We start from the raw sequence: 17,921 nt of genomic DNA, 5'->3' as shown, positions 1-17,921 counted from the left end.
TCAGCGCATCCGTACGGAGACGGTGTGATCGACGTCGGCGACGGTCTCCGCTCCGGAAACTCGTGGGCAGGCTGCCCCAAGAGCGGCCCATAAGGCATCGGTTCTTTTGGCGACATGGTTCGTTGAACCGTGCATGACGGATCTGGTTGAGCGGTTGGTGCCGGACGAGTTGTGGGTGCTGTTCCGGCGGGTGGTGCCGCCGACTGAGGTGAAGCGTCCGCAGGGTGGGGGTCGGCGCCGGGCCGGTGACCGTGAGGCTCTGGCCGCGATCATCTTCGTGGCGACGTCGGGCTGTACCTGGCGTCAGCTCCCGCCGGTGTTCGGACCGGCCGGGCCCACGGTCTACCGGCGCTTCGCCCAGTGGAACCGGGAACGGGTCTGGGCGCGGTTGCATCGGGTCGTGCTCGACGAACTCGGTGCCCGGGGTGAGCTTGACTGGTCGCGGTGTGCGATCGACTCGGTCAGTGTCCGGGCTGCAAAAGGGGGCCTTTGACGGGACCGAATCCGACCGATCGTGGCAAGCCGGGATCGAAGATCCACCTGATTACGGACCGCAACGGACTGCCGCTGTCTCTGGGCATTTCCGGTGCGAACATGCACGACAGCCTCGGCCTGGAGCCGCTCGTGCGCGGAATCCCGCCCATCCGCTCCCGTCGCGGCCCACGCCGCCGGCGCCCGGCGAAGCTGCACGCCGACAAGGGGTACGACTACGACCATCTGCGTCGGTGGCTTCTCAGCCGTGGCATCCGCCACCGCATCACCCGCAAAGGCGTCGAGCCCTCACAGCGGCTCGGCCACCACCGATGGGTGGTAGAGAGGACAGTGTCCTGGCTGGCCGGCTGCCGACGGCTCCACCGACGCTACGAGCGCAAGGCCGAACACTTTCTCGCCTTCGTCGGCATAGCGGCACTCCGCATCTGCTTCCGTCGGCTGACTACCTGAATCCGGCTACGCGGGCGCGGTGGTGAGCCCGTCCCGTCAGAGACCCGAAGGGTGGCTGGAAAGCCAGTCGGCATGCCGATCGCGCATTCGATCCCGTTCCCCGGGCGTAGGGAGGAAGACATCGGCGCCGCCGTCGTAGGGGTGGTAGATGCGTCGCATCTGGGTGTCGGTGATGAGGATTCCCGCCACCTTGTCGTCGGCGATGTCACGGAGCAGCTCGTCGAGGCAGCCGTATCGCCAGGACCGGCGGGCGGCGAAGAGATGGCAGTAGGTGCGGAACTCCGGGTCTGGATCGTCCTCGACCAGCAGGGTTTGCCAGTAGCCATCGTCTGGCTGGGATGGCGGAACCTCGGCTTCTGTCGCCCAAACTGGGGTGATCACGTAGACCCCCTCACCGGCGAACAACTCGTCGAGGACAGTGTTATACCGCTCCAGGACGACGGCGTATTCGCTCTCGTCCTCTGCGTATCGCTTCGACTCCGGCAGGCTGTGGAAGCGCACCCAGAGATCCTTCGGTTGGATCATGATGCACCGTCGCCTCGCCCGGGACTACGAGACCAAACCCGCTCACTCGGAGAGCATGATCCGCCTCGCGATGATCTCCAACCTCGCGAAACGAGCGACCGGAGAAACGCCCATAACTTGGCACAACCCATGAACTATCCCGTCTTCAACCGGAAGGTCCTCTCAGCCGGCAACTGCGGCGGCACCGTCGGGCCATCGGCTCACGCTGGCGCCGGAAGTGTCACTTGTAGGGCGGCATGTTGTTGGTCGGGTCTCCAGGAGTCCAGTCCATGTGGGCCACGAGGACGGTCAGGAGGAGTACCACCACGATCAGGACGAGCACCCCCACCCAGAAACTGTCCGCAGGTCCCGGACGGTGCGGATCCGGTGAGCTGTCCGGCCGGTCACCGCCGCCCTCACCAGCACGGTCCCCGGCGTCACCGTACCCATCGGGTGCCACGGCCCCTCCTTCGACAAGGCCATGGCACCGCACCGCAGGGCAGGCGTCAAGACCACCCGCAGCCTCTGATTTCCTGGGGCCGACCGGGGCGTGACCACCAGCGGGTCGGGCCGGTTCAACGCGGTTGACCACCAGTGCTGCAACCACTGGTAGTCGACCTCGAGCCGATCAGCCATCGCCGCATCGAATATGATCAACCAGGACGCTCAGTTGCCGCACAGATGCCTTTCAACTTGCCGCAGCAGCTGCGTGGTTGACCTCACAACGTGGTGAAGCCCCTGGTAGATGGGTTTTCGACCAAGAGACCGCGTCCGGCCGCCAAGCCTGCTCACACTCACCCATTTTCGGGTGGGTCATGCGTATGCCCAGCTTGCAGAAGGATTCAGCGTGGGCACACGACGGCCTACCGCTACGTCGGCCAGCATGTCGATGACGGCTGCCACGTAGGCGCGCGCGGTGCCGACGGAGATGCCGAACCCGGTAGCGATCTGGGGGCTCACCCAGCGCGGGTTCGGGCCGTGGCAAGGATCTACCGCACGTTCACGCCGACCGGGGAATGGCCGACGGGTCCGGCCTGATACCAGATGCAGACCGTCGCCTACATCACCAGGCGCAGGTACGCCTCCAGCGGAGCGACGTGGTAGCCGAGCTCCTGGGTGATGCTGAGCACTCCGCTTCGCGGTTCTTCGCTTTCTTCGCGATCATACCGACGGGACGACGGGCGGGCGGTAGCGTCGGCCTCGGCCGAGCCTGTACAGATGCGGAAGTGGGGGCATGGTGGCACGCAGACTCCTGGCGTTCGCCGACGCGTTGATGCTTTTGGGTGCCGAGCCGCCGCGGCTGGCGGCGTTGGATCGGGCGCTCGGTGGGGCGTTGAATCTGGCGACCGGCGGGGTCAGCGGCACGGTGATCGGCATGGCCGACGCCAACGGACGCCTCCTCGGCCTCGGACGCGACGCGATCCGCGGCGTCGGCGCCCGTCTGGACCGTACCCAGGGGCGTGCGGAGCGGACCGATGTGCTGCGCGCGGCGCACACGGTCATCGTCGTGGTGGCCTTCTTCGAGGCGGTGGAGGAGTTGGAGCTTCCGTTCACCCTCTCCGAGGTGCAATTGACCCGGGACGAGCAACTCGGCCTCGCCCGAACCGAATCGGGCTCGGCCCCCCAGGCATCGGACCTGGTGTCGCTGCTGCTCGCCACGGACCTGCCATGCCCGGCACCGCACATACCGGCTCCGGCGCTCACCGCGATGCTGCTCGCGGGTTACGCGGACTACGCCCGCAGGTTCCACGGTTTCCTGGAAGGCCTTGCTCTTTGGGAGCACATGGACGCGTTGCGACGCCTTCGGGCCCATGCGGCTCTCATGGATGACCTGCCGAGCGCGGCTCTTGAGCGATACCAGGGTCTGTACGTCGAACTCGCGAAGGAGGCACCCGAATTCGGCTTCTGGGTCACACATGTGGCGCAGCAGGCGATCCACACAGACGTCGGCCGTGCCCTGTCCGGGATCGAGACTCTCCTCACCCGAACCAGCGAGGCGCTGCGCCCGCCGGTCGACGTGGCCTCCGCGCTGGCGCGCGCTCACCGGGCGGCGTTCGCCCACCCGGTGCTGGACGCCACATCGGCGCCGGACGGCATCCGGATCCCTACCCTTCAGGACCTCTACCTCGACCCGGACTTCCGCGTCAGTGCCGTGTCCGGGCAGGCCGCTCCGGCCGACCACGAGTGGTGGGATCGACTGCTCGTCCGCCGAGACCTCACCCGCTACCTGGCCGGAGCCCTCACCTCTCCTCAGCTCGCCGAGGCGCCCCTGCTGATCCTGGGGCAGCCCGGTGCCGGTAAATCCGTCCTCACCCGGGTTCTCGCCGCACGGCTCCCCTCCGTCGGTTTCCTCCCTGTGCGCGTGCCGCTGCGGGACGTCCGGGTGGAGGACGAACTGCAGGACCAGATCGAACAGGCGATCCGCGCCTCCACCGGCGAACGGGTCAGCTGGCCGGAACTGGTGCGCGCGGCGGGCGGCAGTACCCCTGTTCTGCTCCTGGACGGCTTCGACGAGTTGCTGCAGACGACCGGCGTCCACCAAACCAACTTCCTGGAGCGCGTGTCCCAGTTCCAGCGGCGTGAGGCGGATCAAGGGCGGCCCGTGCTGGCGTTGGTGACGAGCCGGACCTCCGTGGCCGACCGGGCCCGATACCCCACCGGCATGGTCGTCCTGCGCCTGGAGCCCTTCCGCGCCGAGCAGATCACGACCTGGCTGACGGTGTGGAACGAGGCCAACACGGCCGGATTCTCGGCGCAAGGCCGCGGCCCGCTCACCTGGCAGCACCTCGAACGGCACGCGGAACTCGCCGCCCAGCCACTGCTGTTGACGATGCTCGCGCTGTACGACGCCGCCGAGGGTGCTCTGCGGCGCGCCGACGACTTCGACGTCACCGAGTTGTACGAGCAGCTGCTGTCCTCCTTCGCCCGACGCGAGGTCGGCAAGACGACACTCCATGCCCTCCCCGGTGAGGACACGGCAGCCCTCGTCGAGCAGGAACTGCAACGCCTGTCGCTCGTGGCCTTCGCCCAGCTGAACCGGGGCCGCCAGTGGGTGTCGGCCGACGAACTCGAGCAGGACCTGACCGCCGTACTGGGCAGGCAGACGGTGCGGCCACCGGGATTCCGCACCCCGCTCACCGCCGCCGAAACAGCGCTCGGCCGCTTCTTCTTCGTCCAGCGAGCCCAGTCAGTACGCGACGGCCAGGTACTCGCCACCTACGAGTTCCTGCACGCGACCTTCGGCGAGTATCTGGCCGTGCGCCTCACCCTGCATCTGCTCACCGACCTGCTCGCACCCCGCCCCGCGCTTTCCCTCGGGGACACCCGCATCGACGACGACCTCGCCTACGCGCTGCTCTCCTACACCTCCCTGGCGTCGCGGCAGATGCTGCGCTTCGCGCGGTCGCTGACCGGCAGGCTGTCCGCGGCGGAACGGCGCCGGCTGACCCGGACCCTCATCCAGGTCTTGACCCAGCACACGACGCGCACCGGCGACCAGCACCCGGCCTACCGGCCCGCCCTGCTGCGCACCACGACACGCCACGGCCTGTACGGCTCCAACCTCGTGCTCTTGACGGTGCTGTTCGCCGAGCGCTGCTCCGCCGCCGAGCTGTTCCCAGGCTCCGCGGACCCGCCGGGTGCCTGGCACCGGCACTGCCTGCTGTGGCGCTCGGCGATGAACGAGAGCCAGTGGACGGACTTCGCTCTGTCTCTCGACGTGCATCACACGTGGGACGACGAGGGCCGGGCCCTGGAGATATCGCTTCGCTCCGAGCCGGGCACCCCACCGCAGCCGCTCGACATGAACTGGCACTTCCGCTATCCGCGAGGTAGCGCAGGCCCAGGCTGGTCACGGTCGTACTGGGATGAGCTGTGGCACAAGACGGCCGTGTCCGGCGGAACCAACGACTCGGTGATGCGGCATGTCCTGGACCCGGTGTTCCGGTGGCTCGGCCAGGCTGTGACCGTGTTCAGTCCGGTCGACGGTGCTCCGGCCTCGTCGCTCGCCCACGACCTGCTCGAACTACTGCTGGCCGATCGCACGACCATGAGCGACACGGAGCTCGGCGATCTGTACGAGCGGGCGCTCCAGGGCACGCGGCTGCTGATGGACATGCGCCACCCCCAGCTGGTGTCGGCCGTGCACGCCCTTCTCACGGCCTTCGGCCAGGACAGGGGGCGCGTCCCCGGCGACGCACACGACGACGTCCTGCTGTTTCTCGCACAGCTCATTCAGCTCATGTTCAGTGACAGCGAGAGGGTGCAGCCATTGCCGGTCTCCGTCTTCGATGCACTGTCCCATGCGCTGGCGTCCCACCGACCCTTGGTGCACGCCCTCGTATCGGCGGAAGACCGCGCCCTGATCGCGCGCCACCACGATCCGGCCACAGGCCCGCCGGAGTGAGCAGACGGGGCCGGCCAGGCTGGAGACACAACCGCCAGCGTTCAAGCCGAGGAAACCCGGCGAGCGAAACGAGAGGCCGTATCTCACCAGCTGCGAGCAGGAACATGCCTAGCGGGGGAGGCGCAGGGATGCACGTGTCGAGGGCGGAAGACGGGGCGCCCGCTTCTGCCCCGGGGTTCGGCTGGTACTTGCCGGCTCCCGCCCTCGCCGCCTTCGGCGCGTACGGCGGCACAGTGTGGACCGTTCGGTCGTGGGCGAGTTGTCCCCTCGGGAACGACGCCAGCGGCAACGTAGGGCTGCTGATGACGCTGCCTGTCGTGTGGCTCTGCATGACTCTGTTGCTGCTTCTTCTCCAACTCGCACAGCGAAGGTGGCTCCTTCGGGGTGGTCGGGCAGCCATGTGGCTCGCACCGCTCGCGGCTGTCATCGCCCTGACATTGCTGTACCGGTTCGGGATGGGCTGGCCGTACCACCCGCCCGGAGGCCAATGCACGGAGGGCTATCCGCTCTTCCCGTTCACAGGCAAGGCGGGCCCGCACTCCGCCGAGTAGCCGCTGCCGGGTCGATCATGTGCGGAGCCAGACGGCGCAGCGGGCGACGCGGTCGTAGACCGGGAGCAGGCGCGGGCGCTTGCGGGCCAGGAGCTTGCCCGCGATCACCCATCCGACCTCGGGCTGGTTACGAAGGAGCTATGCCTGGCCTGGTCCGCCGGCGAGTCGTCGCCCAGGACGGACACATCGGCATCAGTCATTTCGATGTCCTTGGCAATGGCGTGTAGCAGCGCGGACGGTCACGTGCCGAGGCGGCCTTCCAGAATGTCCAGCGCGACCGGCACCGCGAGGGTGACCGACAAGGTCTGCACCGTGATCAGGTCCTCCGCCGTGAACCGGTCGGCAACCTCCGGCCGGTCTCCCCCACCAGCCAGATGTTCGAACCGGCTGCCGGTGAACGGCGTCCCGCCGGGCGGTATGCCTATGGCCGAAGTATCGCCGCAGGTCACCGACAACGCGCTCGGAACTCAGCGAGACACGCAACCGTTGCTCCAACGGCGACAATGCCCCCTCAGAAACGCCGAAAGCTGGGGTGGAAACGGCCAGGAGAACTCCGTCCTTCGTAACCTTCCAGCTTGGTCCCCTCACCAGGAGCACCACAGCGGCTCCCCGACAAGCCGACGATCGAGGTAAGCGGCGCGCAAGGCCGCATTCCCGGCCGCGTTCACCGTAGAGACGATGTGGGCGAGAGCCTGACCGGGTGGTTTCACGGGCAGCGGCATCCAGGAGATGGAGGCGTCCGTCATGGCTGCTCTCCTGCGCATCGGGCCTTGCTGACGTCTTCACCGCACCAGGCGTCTACGGCCGGGGCGCGGTCGTCGACGGCGAAGCCGCGGACGGTATGGAACTCCTCCGGGAGGCGGGCCGGCAGCCCGAACCGGGCCAGCTGGTCGGTCAGGGCCGCGGGGACGAGGACGCCGGGGGTGTCCCGCGCCCGCCAGCAGGATGTGCACGCCGCGGCGGGCGCGTCGTTTTCGCCCGACGGGCCTTCGGCGGGCAGCACCTGCGACACCCGCAGATACCCGGCGATGACAACGCCCCATGACAGGACAGTTCGGCCGGGCGCCGCCGCCTGCGGGCTGTCAGCTGAGGTGCAGGACGCTCAGGGCGGTGGTCCAGTCGGTGACGATCGCCTGCTGCGCCTGCGCGAGCGTGATCCTGCCCGAGCAGACCGCCGTATGCAGCTTCGTCTCCACCGGATCCTTCAGGTTGTTGACCCCGGAGCCCGCCCGGTGGCCGGGGTCGGCGGGCTCGACCCACAGGTTGCGGTGGTCGTTGGGGTCGCCGCCGAGCTGCAGGCTGATCAGGTGGTCGTACTCGGCGTCCCCCATACGACCGGTGTAGCCGTAGGAGGCCGCGTCCAGCCTCTTCTCCTTGCCGGTGACGTAGGCGGAGGGCCGGACACCGGAGGTGTAGCCGCCCTTGCGGCAGATCGTCGACTTCAGGTTCGCCTGCGTCACCGCCGGAGAGATCGCACCCGGGGTGCACTCTGCGTCCGGCAGGGGCTCCCCCTTCTCATACCGGTAGCGGCAACTGCCCGCTGCAGGCTGCTGCTGCACCGTGTACTTCCTCTGCGGGCCGGCGCCGACCGCGATCGAACGCCCCGACCCTGCGGCACCTGGCGCGGAGGCTGTCGGCGTCGAAGCGTGTGATGCGGACGGGTCCGATGCGTCCAGCGGCGAACAGCCCGCCAGGAACAGGCAGGTGAGCAGCATGGGCACAGCAAGGCGGTGGGTGGAGCGCATGACGTCCCCTCACGGGAAGGCGATAGCTGAGCACATGCTGCACCACCGGGAATGGGCCACACCGTTCGGGGTGGCCGGACAGGGGGACACAGGCCGTCGGTCGGGGTCCGGCCGCCGGCGCACGGTCTGTGTCCTGCCTGTCGGCGTCACCCAGGAAGTCACGCGGCGCTCGTTCCGCGTTACCAGGGATGACGACGGGGCAGCGATGTCAGCGGTCCGACGCTCGGTGGTTGGGGGGTCGAGCGTGCTCAGGGCTCCCATGTCCGCAGCGGACAAGTGGTTCCCCTCGGCGGTGCGGCGAGAGTCCTGAACGTCAGATCGAGCGATTGCCGGACGCGAGCCAGGCCTGGCGGGCGGCGGCCCCGGCCACCGGTCCAGCACGCTCCCTCCGGCGGGCCGGGCCTCCCCGGCACGGTCGGTCATCGACCATCCCGCCGCCCCCATCCCGGCCACCGTCTGCATCATCCCGGGGGCCCGCGCCTCTCACGCACCCCACGTACCCACATCCCGCGATCAGGACGTTTGACCAGCAACAGCCCGGCCTGCACCTCCCACGCCCGGCACCGTTGCACCAGTGACGGGACACCAGCACAGGCGCCCGCACGACCAGGAGGAGACGCATGCGGGCAAAGACGGCTCTCATCTCCGGCGCAGTGGCGCTCACCCTCGCCGCCGGAGCCGGGTGGGGCCGCCCTGGCAGCCCCCGAGCACACCCCCTCCACCAAGCCCGCACACACACCCGTGTCGTCGACGGCCACCAGATCGTCACGCTGCCCAACGACAACGTCCCGAACTTCCAGCGCCGTACCGTCTACTGCCCGCCCGGCAAGCACGTCGTCGGCGGCGGGGCCGAAGCTCAGGGCAACGACGCGATCCTCGTCGGCAGCTTCCCCACTCCCGACGGAACCGGCTGGATCGCCCTGGGCAGGCAGAGCGCCTCCAGCACCGTCGGCATCAGCGTCTACGCCATCCGCGGCAACTGACGACCCGACCCCAGCCACTCCAGCGCCCCGCCCCGGACACCCGGCGGCGGGGCCTTGCGCACCCGCCCTCTGCCGCCTACGGCAGTCCCTGCGACCGAGAAGGCGCTGCCGCGGCCGGACCGTCTGCCACGGTCAGGTGCCGTGCCGTGCCCGCCCGGTCAGCGCACGACGTGAGCTCACGCCTCGCGGATGTGCGCCGCGCGCCCGAGCAGGGTCGGTCGGGGGCGTCTGGTGCAGGTCGACGGTGCCCAGGTCGTCCGGGGGCTGATCGACCACGGCCGCGGCGCTGGCCCGGTCGCCCCTGCCACTCCGGACGAGATGGCCGTGACAACAAAGATCAAACAGCGGATGCACGCCACTCGCCGGAATCGCGTCCTTCCGGGTGAAGACCCGATCCCGATCATCCGAGGACACTCATGTCGCCCAGCTCGTCCCGAGGCGCCCGCCGCACCGTCTCCGGTCTCGCCACCGGACTGCTGGCCCTGGCCAGCCCCCTGGCGGCCCCGGCCTTGCCCGCAGCCGCCGCAACCGGTCAGGTCAGTACGGTCACCTACTCGGCGGCGGATCAAACCGGAGCCCTCTCGTACTGGACGCCCGCGCGCATGAAGCAGGTCAGCCGCGCCGTCGACCTGGGGCCGACCGGTCCGCTCAGCAAGCCCTGGACCGGCAAGGCCATCCCCAGCATCGGCCGGCTCTTCTTCGTCGATTCGAGCGGGCAGGACACTTGGTGCACGGCCAGCGTCGTCACCAGCGGCAACCACTCAGTGATCATGACCGCCGCTCACTGTGCGCGCCTCGGCTCCTCGCCGGTCAATACTTACAGCGACATCGTCTTCGTCCCCGGCTATGTCAAGGGCAAGACTCCATATGGCCGCTACGCCGTCAAGGCGACCATGACACCGCGCTCCTGGGCCGAGGACACCGTCAATGACGTAGCGGCGATGGTCGTCGCCACCCCGGCGTACGGGAAGCGGCTCACCGACGCGGTGGGGGCGCAGAACGTCGCCTTCGGCCGTTCGGCCGGTGAGCGGGTCACCGCCTTCGGCTATCCGGCGACCACTCCCCAGCGAGGCGAGGAGCTGCTGTACTGCGCCGGTACCTCTCAGCGTGCCCCCGAGGGCGAGGACCGCGTCCCGTGCGACCTCGGCGGCGGTGCGAGCGGCGGTCCCTGGCTCGCCGGCTTCGATTCCGCCACCGGCAAGGGCACCGTGGTGTCGGTCAACAGCCACGGCGAGGGCCACGGCGGTGGCACCCCGATGTACGGGCCGACGTTCGACAGCACCGCGCGGGCCGTCTACGACGCCGCCCAGCGCGGCTGAACGGTCCGTCCCCGGGCCCGGAGGCTGGTCGGCAACTCACCTGGCGGAGCTGAGAACGGGCAGATGGGGCCGCCGGCGGGTCTGGTCCGCTGTCGGTCTGCCCTGGACCAGGTAGCCGAGGGCGGTCCGCGCACGGATCCTGGTGCAGTTCCGCTCCAGCTCGTCAGTGTCCGTTGGCGTGCCGGCATCGGGCCAGGACCTTGAAGGAGTACAGGAACAGGGGGTTGGAGTTCCGCATCACCGCGCACGCCACCCGGCTCCGGGTGCACCACCGTGCGCCTCCCCTTGCGCAAGAAGGCGGATGTCCCGTCAGTGCCCTTGCGGTGGCGTCCTGGAGCGGAACCCTCGCCGGGGCCGTTGTCGGTGGCCATCTGTACCCTCGCCTTGGAGCAAGTACGGTTCTGAACCGGAGGCATCATGGACAGGGATTCCGCCGTGTGAAGACCGCGGTGCTCGACAACGTCGGCTCCGAAGAACCAGTCCGAACTTCCCACTGATGCGCTCGGCCTCGAGTTGTTTCGCCGGACCCACGTGGGGCGCACCTTCTGGTGCGGGGTGTGGCTGGGCGGCTGCGGAGGCTGGCTGACGAATAGATGCTGCACGGACAAGATCTGTCACTTCGCGTCTATTGCGAACCCGGATGCCCGCTCCGCCGGAAACCCCCGGACTGCAAACGGGTTCATTGGACGCGTCGACCGCCTGTCGGCAAACGAATCGTTTGCCGACGGAGATGCCTTGATGCGAGTCGAGTCGGTCGGGGCTCTGTGCGGCCGATGGCGATCGCGCCCACCGGCGGGATTGCGCAGCGGGCCATAGGGGAAGTCTCTGTCCCGCGGACCGTCGACCGACATCCGTTCTCCGAGGGCAGCGGAAACTTCAGGGATGGAGTTGATGCACGTGGAACGACGCATGTCGGTTGCCACGCACTGGGGCAGCTTTATCGCGGTGGTCGATTCCGGCCGGCTGGTACGAATTGAGCCGAGGGGTGATGACACGGCGCCGTCACCTATCGGCCCCGGAATGGTGACAGCCGCCGACGACAACGCTCGCGTGCTGCGCCCCGCGGTACGCAAAGGCTGGCTGAACGGCCTGCCCCGTGTCCACGACACGGCCAGAGGCGCGGACGCCTTCGTGGAGGTGAGCTGGGACGACGCGATCACGCTGGTGAGCGATGAACTGCGTCGAGTTCGTTCACAGCACGGAGACAGCGCGGTGTTCGGCGGATCTTACGGCTGGGCGAGTGCGGGCGGCTTCCACAACGCACAAGGTCAACTCCAACGGTTTCTGGCATTGGGCGGGGGATACACCGACTCTCGCAACACGTACAGCACCGCAGCTTTGGAGGTCGTCCTCCCCCATGTGATCGGCGGGCACCCGTGGAGCTACCAGTCCCGGATGCCGATGTGGCACGAGATCGCCGAGAACTGCGAGCTCGTCGTGGCCTTCGGAGGGCTGGCCCTCAAGAACAGCCAGATCAACCCCGGGGGGCTGGCCAGGCATCAGACGCAGAACCTGCAGCGCCGGTGCCGTGAGTCCGGGGTGCGGTTCGTCAACGTCAGTCCCATCCGCAGCGACGTCGCCGGCTTCCTCGACGCCGAGTGGCTGCCCGTCGTCCCCAACACCGACACCGCCGCGATGCTCGGCATCGCCCACACGATGTTGGTCAACGGGTGGCACGACGAGGACTTCCTCCGCCGGTGCTGCGTCGGCTTCGACCGCTTCGCCTCCTACCTCGGCGGTGAGTTCGACGGCATCCCCAAGGACGCCGCCTGGGCAGCGGAGATCACGGGCATCAGCCGCGGCGCGATCACCGACCTCGCCCGCCGCCTGGCCACCCAGCCTTCCCTCATCATGGTCAACTACGCGGTGCAACGGGCGGACCACGGCGAACAACCGATCTGGATGTCTGTCGTGCTGGCCGCCATGGCGGGCTCCATGGGCCGGCCCGGCTGCGGCTGGGGCGCAGGCTACGCGACGATGGACGCGACCGGCGTCGCCCCGGGCCGCCCTTTCGTGGCGGCAGTGCCCAAGGTCTCCAACCCCGTTGCGGACTTCATCCCGGTCGCGAGGATCGCCGACACCCTGCTGCACCCGGGGAAGACCATCGACTACGACGGCCTGCGCCTCACGTTGCCCGAGCTCCGCCTGATCTACTGGTGCGGAGGCAACCCGTTCCACCACCATCAGGACCTGCATCGATTGACCCGCGCCTGGCAGACCCCTGACACGGTGGTGGTCCACGAAGCCTGGTGGAACACCACGGCCAAGTTCGCTGACATCGTCCTGCCCGTCGCCACCACCTTGGAGCGCGACGACTTCGCCGCTGGATTCTGCGACCCCCACCTCGTTGCGATGCCGAAGGTCCGCGAGCCGGAGGGCGAGTCGCGCACTGACCACCAGATCTTCGCCGCCCTCGCCTCCCGGCTCGGATACGAGCAGGAGTTCACCCAGTCGCGTTCCGAGCTCGAATGGGTCCGGCACCTTTACGAGCAGACGAGGTCCGAGCTCGGCGGCGATGCCGCCTTGCCGGATTTCGACGACTTCTGGCGGAACTCCACCGCTGCCCTACCGGCGTTGACCGGACCGTTCCCCGGCAGCTTCGAGGCGCTCCGCTCAGATCCACAGCGTTTCCCCCTGCCGACTCCGTCGGGCCGGATCGAGATCTTCTCCGAGGAGATCGACTCGTTCGGCTACGACGACTGCGCCGGGCATCCGACGTGGTACGAGCCAGTGGAGTGGCTTCATGCTGACCTGTCGGCCCGGTTCCCGCTGCACCTGATCTCGAATCAGCCCGCCTCACGCCTGCACAGCCAGTACGACAACGGTGGCCACAGCCTCAGTTCGAAGATCCACGGCCGTGAGCCCGTGACGATCAACCCGTCGGACGCCGCGTCGCGGGGCATCGAGAGCGGCATGATCGTACGCGTCTACAACGATCGGGGCAGCTGTCTGGCGGGCGCGGTCCTGTCGGACGACGTCATGGCAGGCGTCGTGCAACTGTCCACGGGAGCGTGGTGGGATCCGGTCCGGCCGGGCCTGAGCGGAACACTGGACCGCCACGGCAATCCGAACGTTCTCACGGCGGATCGACCGTGCTCGCGCCTGTCCCAGGGGCCGAGTGCGCTCAGTGCGCTGGTCGATGTGGAGCGCTACGACGATCCGCTTCCCGAGGTGCAGGCGTTCTCACCGCCAGACCTCGAGCATTGACACGAAACCCTCTTCCCTCTGCGTGCACGCCTTGTGGTCCGCCACCGTCACGTGCGCGGCAGGCCGGCCCGGGCCGCCGAGAGACAGGCTCTCCACGAGCCCGTTTGTGTCTGAGTGATGGAGTGAATACCGTACGTGTTCGTGACTGCACTTCAAGACCTCAAGTACGCCCAGTGGTTCAGGGGCGCCGACGTCGACGGCGACGGGTTTATCACCCATCGGGATGTTCGCATGATGAGCGAGCGCTACATCGGTGCCCGTAGCGTCGCGCCGGACTCGACGACCGCCCGTCTGCTCACCGACGGGATGGACGGGTTCTGGACCAACGTCATCGCCCCCATGGACCAGGACGGCGACGGGAAGGTCGACCTGCGAGAGATGACCGAAGGATTCAGACGGGTCCTGACCGACCCAGCCCTGTATCCGGAACAGATCGAGCCGGTGACCAACTGCTTCTTCGACCTGGTCGATCTCAACGCGGACGGCAAGATCGATCAAGCCGAGTTCAAGCAGATGTTCGGCGCGGTCGCCGATGTTCCCGGCGAGGACTGCGCCGCGGTCTTCGCCGCTCTGGACCAGGACGGCTCCGGTGCGCTGGACCGCGCCGAGTTCCACCAGGCGGTCACGGAGTTCTTCTACGGCAACGACCCCAACGCTCCTGCCAACCACCTGTTCGGCAGGATCCCCGCCTGACGGCCCCACCACGCCGGCGGAGAAGGCCGGCAAGAAGAGGTACGTCCGGGAACTGGCCGGCAGCCCGGTCTGCATTTACCTGGTAAGCATTGCGGCCGGCCGGGCGCCCCCTCTGCGGCGAGGGCGGCGCACGCCTCCAACACCGCACAGTGGACGCTGAGCGGCGCGGTGACCCGCACCGTGAAGCCCTTCCCGACCGAAGGGCCGCGCGGGTCTGCGATGGGTACACGGCAGCGGTGAGCTGACGCCGACTCAGTGGAGGACGCACGTACCGAAAGGTGCACGCGGCTGAGGGTCGTTTGACTGATGTCCTGATCAGAGGGGCTATTGATCAATCCCCTCGGCCGTCGGCCTCGATCGGGCCGTGGCGCGGGCAACCCCCTCCGCCGGCGTCTCAATCCTCCGCGCCTTTGCGGAACCTTTGCCCGGGGGTGGACGTTGATCAAATGAGCATGCATGACCCGACGAATACCGAGGTGACGTCAATGGCACTGTTCGACCGGCTCAAGGACCAGGCCAAGCAGCTGCAACAGCAGGTCCAGGGCGGCGGCCACGGCGCGGCCGGAGGCCATGGCGGTCACGGCAGCCAGGGGGGCCATGGCGCCTCGGCGGCCGGCGGTTCGCACGGCAGCTCGCGGGGCGGTTCGAAGGCCCAGCTTGTGGGCCTGCTGAAGACACAGCTCGGCTCCCTGAAGACGGAGCTGAAGAGCGGTGCGTACCGGGACGCCAGCATGGCGATGTGCGCCCTGGTCGCGGCGGCGGACGGGCATGTGGACGCCGCCGAGCGCCAGCAGATGGAGTCGATGATCCTCAGCAACGACGTGCTGCAGAACTTTCCGCCGGACCAGCTGCGCCAGCGCTTCAACCGGCATGTGGACCAGCTCACCCGCAACTTCCCGCAGGGCAGGGCCGAGGCCCTGCAGGAGATCGCCAAGGCCGCGAAGAAGCCTACCGAGGCCCGCGCGGTCGTCCAGACCGGGATCGTCATCGCCGGTGCCGACGGCCACTTCTCCCAGGCGGAACAGGCGATTCTCCGGGAGGCCTGTGGTGTGCTGGGCGTGTCGCCGGCGGAGTTCCAGCTCTGACCACGGCCCGACAACCGCAGCCACAGCCGTGGCCCAGCCACAACCAGACCGCCGGCACAGCCCCGGAGTTCTCCGGACTCGTCCGGGTTCGGTCAAGGGATACCGGGGATGACGCGGATGCTTCCGGGCCGGTTTGAGCGCGTCGACCACTGGCCGTGTTGGTCCGGCCAGCGAACCACACGACGCCGCGGACGCCATCGCGTAGGGCCGTCGCGACCACCGGAGCGTTGTGCCGCCGGGCCTGGGCCGCGTCCTCGCCGAAGGTGCGTCCTTGGTCCAGCGGGGGTTGTCGTGGCGGCGGAGGTGTTCCAGGGCAGCCAGGATGACCGTTGGCCCTGGCTTTGCGAGTGTGTGGCCGCGATGCGCAACGTGGCGTCCGAGACGGTGTGTTCGCCTTGGTGGAAGTAGAGGCCGCTGGGTGTCCTGTGGCGGCGCAGTTTTAACGCGTCGATGACGGAGCGGAGTTCAGAGGCGCTGTGGCCCGTTCCACCACACCCTCAGCTGTCGGCTCTCCGCTCCGCCTGAGTCCTCGTCGGCGCGCAGGCCGGGAGCGTCCGAGGCACGCAGCTCAGCGCGCGACCAGACCTGCCCAAGGGGATCGTCGTCCAGGGGGCATCGTCACGCGCGTCTGTCACACGCTGCACCGGCCCCCCGGAGACAAGGCCCCGGCCCTTCCGCCACAACCGCTCTTGACCTGGAGCGCGCTCCAGATACGAGCATGGGCGGCATGAACACCACCGACCCCCAAATCATCCTCGGAACAATGGACTTCGGCACCCGCGTCGATCCCGACCGGGCCTTCGCGATCCTCGACTCCTTCGTCGCCGGCGGCGGTATCTGGCTCGACACCGCGAACTGTTACTCCTTCTGGACCGACCCCAGTGGCGTCGGCGGCGCCAGTGAGCGTCTGATCGGCGCGTGGCTCCGGGCACGGCCGGGTGCTCGCGACGTGGTACGGATCGCGACGAAGGTCCGGCAGAACCCGCTCGTCCCGCACTCCTGGCCCAAGAGCGCCGAAGGGCTTTCCGCCCGCGCCGTCCATGCCGGCGTGGAGGAGAGCCTGGGACGTCTGGGAGTCGACCACATCGATCTGCTGTGGGCCCACGCCGAGGACCGCACCGTGCCGCTGGAAGAGACGGTCGGCGCCTTCGGTGAACTGGTCGCAAAGGGGGCGGCCCGGCGGGTGGGGGCGGCCAACCATGCCGCCTGGCGCGTCGAGCGCGCCCGGTCACTCGCGCGGGAGCAGCGCGTGGAACCGTGGACGGCCCTGCAACTGCGCCACTCACTCGTCCAGCCGCGCCCGCTCACCTCCCTCGCGGAGGCCGGCCATCGCCTGCTCGGCGCCGAGGACCTGGACCTCGCGCGGTCGGAGGGGCTCGCCGTGTGGTCCTACAGCTCGCTGATGTGGGGTTCCTACGTGCGCGCGGACAAGCAGCTTCCGCAGACATATGATCATCCTGGGACCGTTCAGGTGCTCGCGGTCCTGAATGACGTCGCCGACGAGCTCTCGGCCACGAGGAACCAGGTCGTCCTGGCATGGCTGATGCGGCAGGGGATCGATCCCATCGTCGGCGCGAGCCGGGTGGAGCAGATCGAGGAGGCACTCGCTGCACGCCGGGTGCGGCTCAGCGACGAACACGTCGCGCGCTTCGACGAAGCCCGGTAGCAGCTGCCAAAGGAGCCTCATGACCACCATCACCCCGGCAACAGCCGTCGAGCGCACTGGCGTCTCCATCGACACACTGCGCTATTACGAGCGCGAAGGGCTCATCGGCCCGATCCGGCGCTCCGCCGGCGGGCGCAGAGAGTACACCGAGGACGACCTTTTCTGGATCGGCCTGGTCACGTGCTTCCGCGAGGCCGGCCTCGGCATCGCGGACCTGCGGGGGTTCATCGCCATTCTGCGCGCTGAGCATCCTCCGGAGCACCGGGTCGCCTTCCTTCGCGAGCGCCGTGCCGCCCTGGAGCAACGGGTGTCGGCTCTGCGCCGGGCCATGGAAGTTCTCGACGAGAAGATCGCTTACTACAGCTGAGCACCGGGCGCATCCGCACTCTTTCAAGGCTGGTATCTCCCATAGCGGGCGACTGAGCGGGAGCAAATCCAGCAGCTCGGCCAGTGAGCTTCAGCCGGACAACTGAGGGCCGGACGACGCGAGACCAGGACGCGTTGGCGGCGACTCTCCGCCGCACGCCAGGCCCTGCTCGCCCCGGCCCCCCTGCGGTGACGCAACACATACGCCCAAACTCGCCGCAGAATTCGGCATCGGGGTCGCGACTGTTTGCCGTTACATACGTGAAGCCGTCGCGGCTCTGTCCACCCTCGCTCCGCCCTTGGAGGAGGCGATGAGGACGATCCGGGGAAGGCGTTCGTCATCAGAAGAGAGGGCAGTGGTTGTCGAATGTGAGGTCACACTCCTTGCCGACTCCCCCTCATACTCCGGCTGTGGGTCTTGATCCTGTTGGCGAAAGTCGGTGCGAGGACGGGTG

The 17,921-nt window shown here is 68.5% G+C and carries 14 protein-coding genes and 4 pseudogenes; 11 read left to right on the top strand and 7 right to left on the bottom strand.

Annotated elements, in window-relative coordinates:
* Positions 1–133: 133 nt before the first annotated feature.
* Positions 134–942, top strand: a protein-coding gene (locus QF032_RS38920) for an IS5 family transposase (protein ID WP_307059806.1) whose coding sequence is annotated in 2 segments (ribosomal slippage) — positions 134–481 and positions 484–942 — 807 coding nt in all. Because the reading frame shifts where the segments join, the coding sequence is not laid out codon by codon here.
* A gap of 36 nt (positions 943–978) precedes the next feature.
* On the opposite strand, the gene QF032_RS38915 is transcribed toward QF032_RS38920, so the two are convergent.
* Positions 979–1,467 (bottom strand): DUF3885 domain-containing protein, encoded by a 489-nt coding sequence (locus tag QF032_RS38915; protein WP_307049413.1) that lies wholly within the window; start codon positions 1,465–1,467, stop codon positions 979–981.
* Here QF032_RS38915 and QF032_RS38910 point away from each other — a divergent pair.
* Positions 1,445–1,600 (top strand): annotated as a pseudogene (locus tag QF032_RS38910) (IS5 family transposase); the annotation flags it as partial. The gene QF032_RS38915 and the pseudogene QF032_RS38910 sit on opposite strands and share 23 nt — an antisense overlap.
* 87 nt (positions 1,601–1,687) lie before the next feature.
* On the opposite strand, the gene QF032_RS38905 reads toward QF032_RS38910, so the two are convergent.
* Together QF032_RS38905 and QF032_RS38900 are read right to left on the bottom strand one after the other, a co-directional pair.
* Positions 1,688–1,906 (bottom strand): hypothetical protein, encoded by a 219-nt coding sequence (locus QF032_RS38905; protein WP_307049411.1) that lies wholly within the window; start codon positions 1,904–1,906, stop codon positions 1,688–1,690.
* A 401-nt stretch (positions 1,907–2,307) separates the two neighbouring features.
* Positions 2,308–2,397 (bottom strand): annotated as a pseudogene (locus QF032_RS38900) (IS5/IS1182 family transposase); the annotation flags it as partial.
* 283 nt (positions 2,398–2,680) lie between these two features.
* Between QF032_RS38900 and QF032_RS38895 the strand changes: the two are divergent.
* On the top strand, positions 2,681–5,851 hold the full coding sequence (locus QF032_RS38895) for an NACHT domain-containing protein (RefSeq protein ID WP_307059804.1): 3,171 nt from the start codon (positions 2,681–2,683) through the stop codon (positions 5,849–5,851).
* A gap of 566 nt (positions 5,852–6,417) precedes the next feature.
* On the opposite strand, the pseudogene QF032_RS38890 reads toward QF032_RS38895, so the two are convergent.
* The 4 genes and pseudogenes from QF032_RS38890 to QF032_RS38875 form a co-directional block, all read right to left on the bottom strand.
* A pseudogene (locus tag QF032_RS38890) lies at positions 6,418–6,528 on the bottom strand (DUF6308 family protein); the annotation flags it as partial.
* Between the two features lie 113 nt (positions 6,529–6,641).
* Positions 6,642–6,851, bottom strand: coding sequence for a DUF6308 family protein (locus QF032_RS38885; protein WP_307049407.1), 210 nt, complete (start codon positions 6,849–6,851; stop codon positions 6,642–6,644).
* 293 nt (positions 6,852–7,144) lie between these two features.
* Positions 7,145–7,414: a hypothetical protein gene (locus tag QF032_RS38880; RefSeq protein WP_307059802.1), complete on the bottom strand. Its 270-nt coding sequence runs from the start codon at positions 7,412–7,414 to the stop codon at positions 7,145–7,147.
* 70 nt (positions 7,415–7,484) lie between these two features.
* Positions 7,485–7,961 (bottom strand): hypothetical protein, encoded by a 477-nt coding sequence (locus QF032_RS38875; protein ID WP_373430442.1) that lies wholly within the window; start codon positions 7,959–7,961, stop codon positions 7,485–7,487.
* A gap of 806 nt (positions 7,962–8,767) precedes the next feature.
* Between QF032_RS38875 and QF032_RS38870 the strand changes: the two genes are divergently transcribed.
* The 8 genes and pseudogenes from QF032_RS38870 to QF032_RS38835 form a co-directional block, all read left to right on the top strand.
* Complete coding sequence (locus QF032_RS38870) at positions 8,768–9,130, top strand: hypothetical protein (RefSeq protein WP_307059800.1); 363 nt, start codon at positions 8,768–8,770, stop codon at positions 9,128–9,130.
* A gap of 416 nt (positions 9,131–9,546) precedes the next feature.
* Positions 9,547–10,449, top strand: coding sequence for a trypsin-like serine peptidase (locus QF032_RS38865; RefSeq protein ID WP_307059798.1), 903 nt, complete (start codon positions 9,547–9,549; stop codon positions 10,447–10,449).
* A gap of 882 nt (positions 10,450–11,331) precedes the next feature.
* Positions 11,332–13,656: a molybdopterin-dependent oxidoreductase gene (locus QF032_RS38860; RefSeq protein ID WP_307059796.1), complete on the top strand. Its 2,325-nt coding sequence runs from the start codon at positions 11,332–11,334 to the stop codon at positions 13,654–13,656.
* 141 nt (positions 13,657–13,797) lie between these two features.
* Positions 13,798–14,349, top strand: a complete 552-nt coding sequence (locus QF032_RS38855) for an EF-hand domain-containing protein (protein WP_307059794.1) — start codon at positions 13,798–13,800, stop codon at positions 14,347–14,349.
* A gap of 485 nt (positions 14,350–14,834) precedes the next feature.
* A complete protein-coding gene (locus QF032_RS38850; RefSeq protein ID WP_307059793.1) occupies positions 14,835–15,434 on the top strand; it encodes a tellurite resistance TerB family protein in 600 nt (199 codons plus the stop codon).
* A 727-nt stretch (positions 15,435–16,161) separates the two neighbouring features.
* Positions 16,162–17,100, top strand: coding sequence for an aldo/keto reductase (locus QF032_RS38845; RefSeq protein ID WP_307059791.1), 939 nt, complete (start codon positions 16,162–16,164; stop codon positions 17,098–17,100).
* 19 nt (positions 17,101–17,119) lie between these two features.
* The gene (locus QF032_RS38840) at positions 17,120–17,467 is read left to right on the top strand and encodes a MerR family transcriptional regulator (RefSeq protein WP_307049388.1); all 348 of its coding nucleotides are present in this window, start codon (positions 17,120–17,122) and stop codon (positions 17,465–17,467) included.
* 102 nt (positions 17,468–17,569) lie between these two features.
* A pseudogene (locus QF032_RS38835) lies at positions 17,570–17,876 on the top strand (transposase family protein); the annotation flags it as partial.
* Positions 17,877–17,921: the final 45 nt, after the last annotated feature.

The organism is Streptomyces achromogenes (assembly GCF_030816715.1).
Lineage (GTDB): Bacteria > Actinomycetota > Actinomycetes > Streptomycetales > Streptomycetaceae > Streptomyces > Streptomyces achromogenes_A.
The sequence above is the reverse complement of the archived record's forward strand: the minus strand, read 5'-3'. Positions and strand labels throughout refer to the sequence as shown.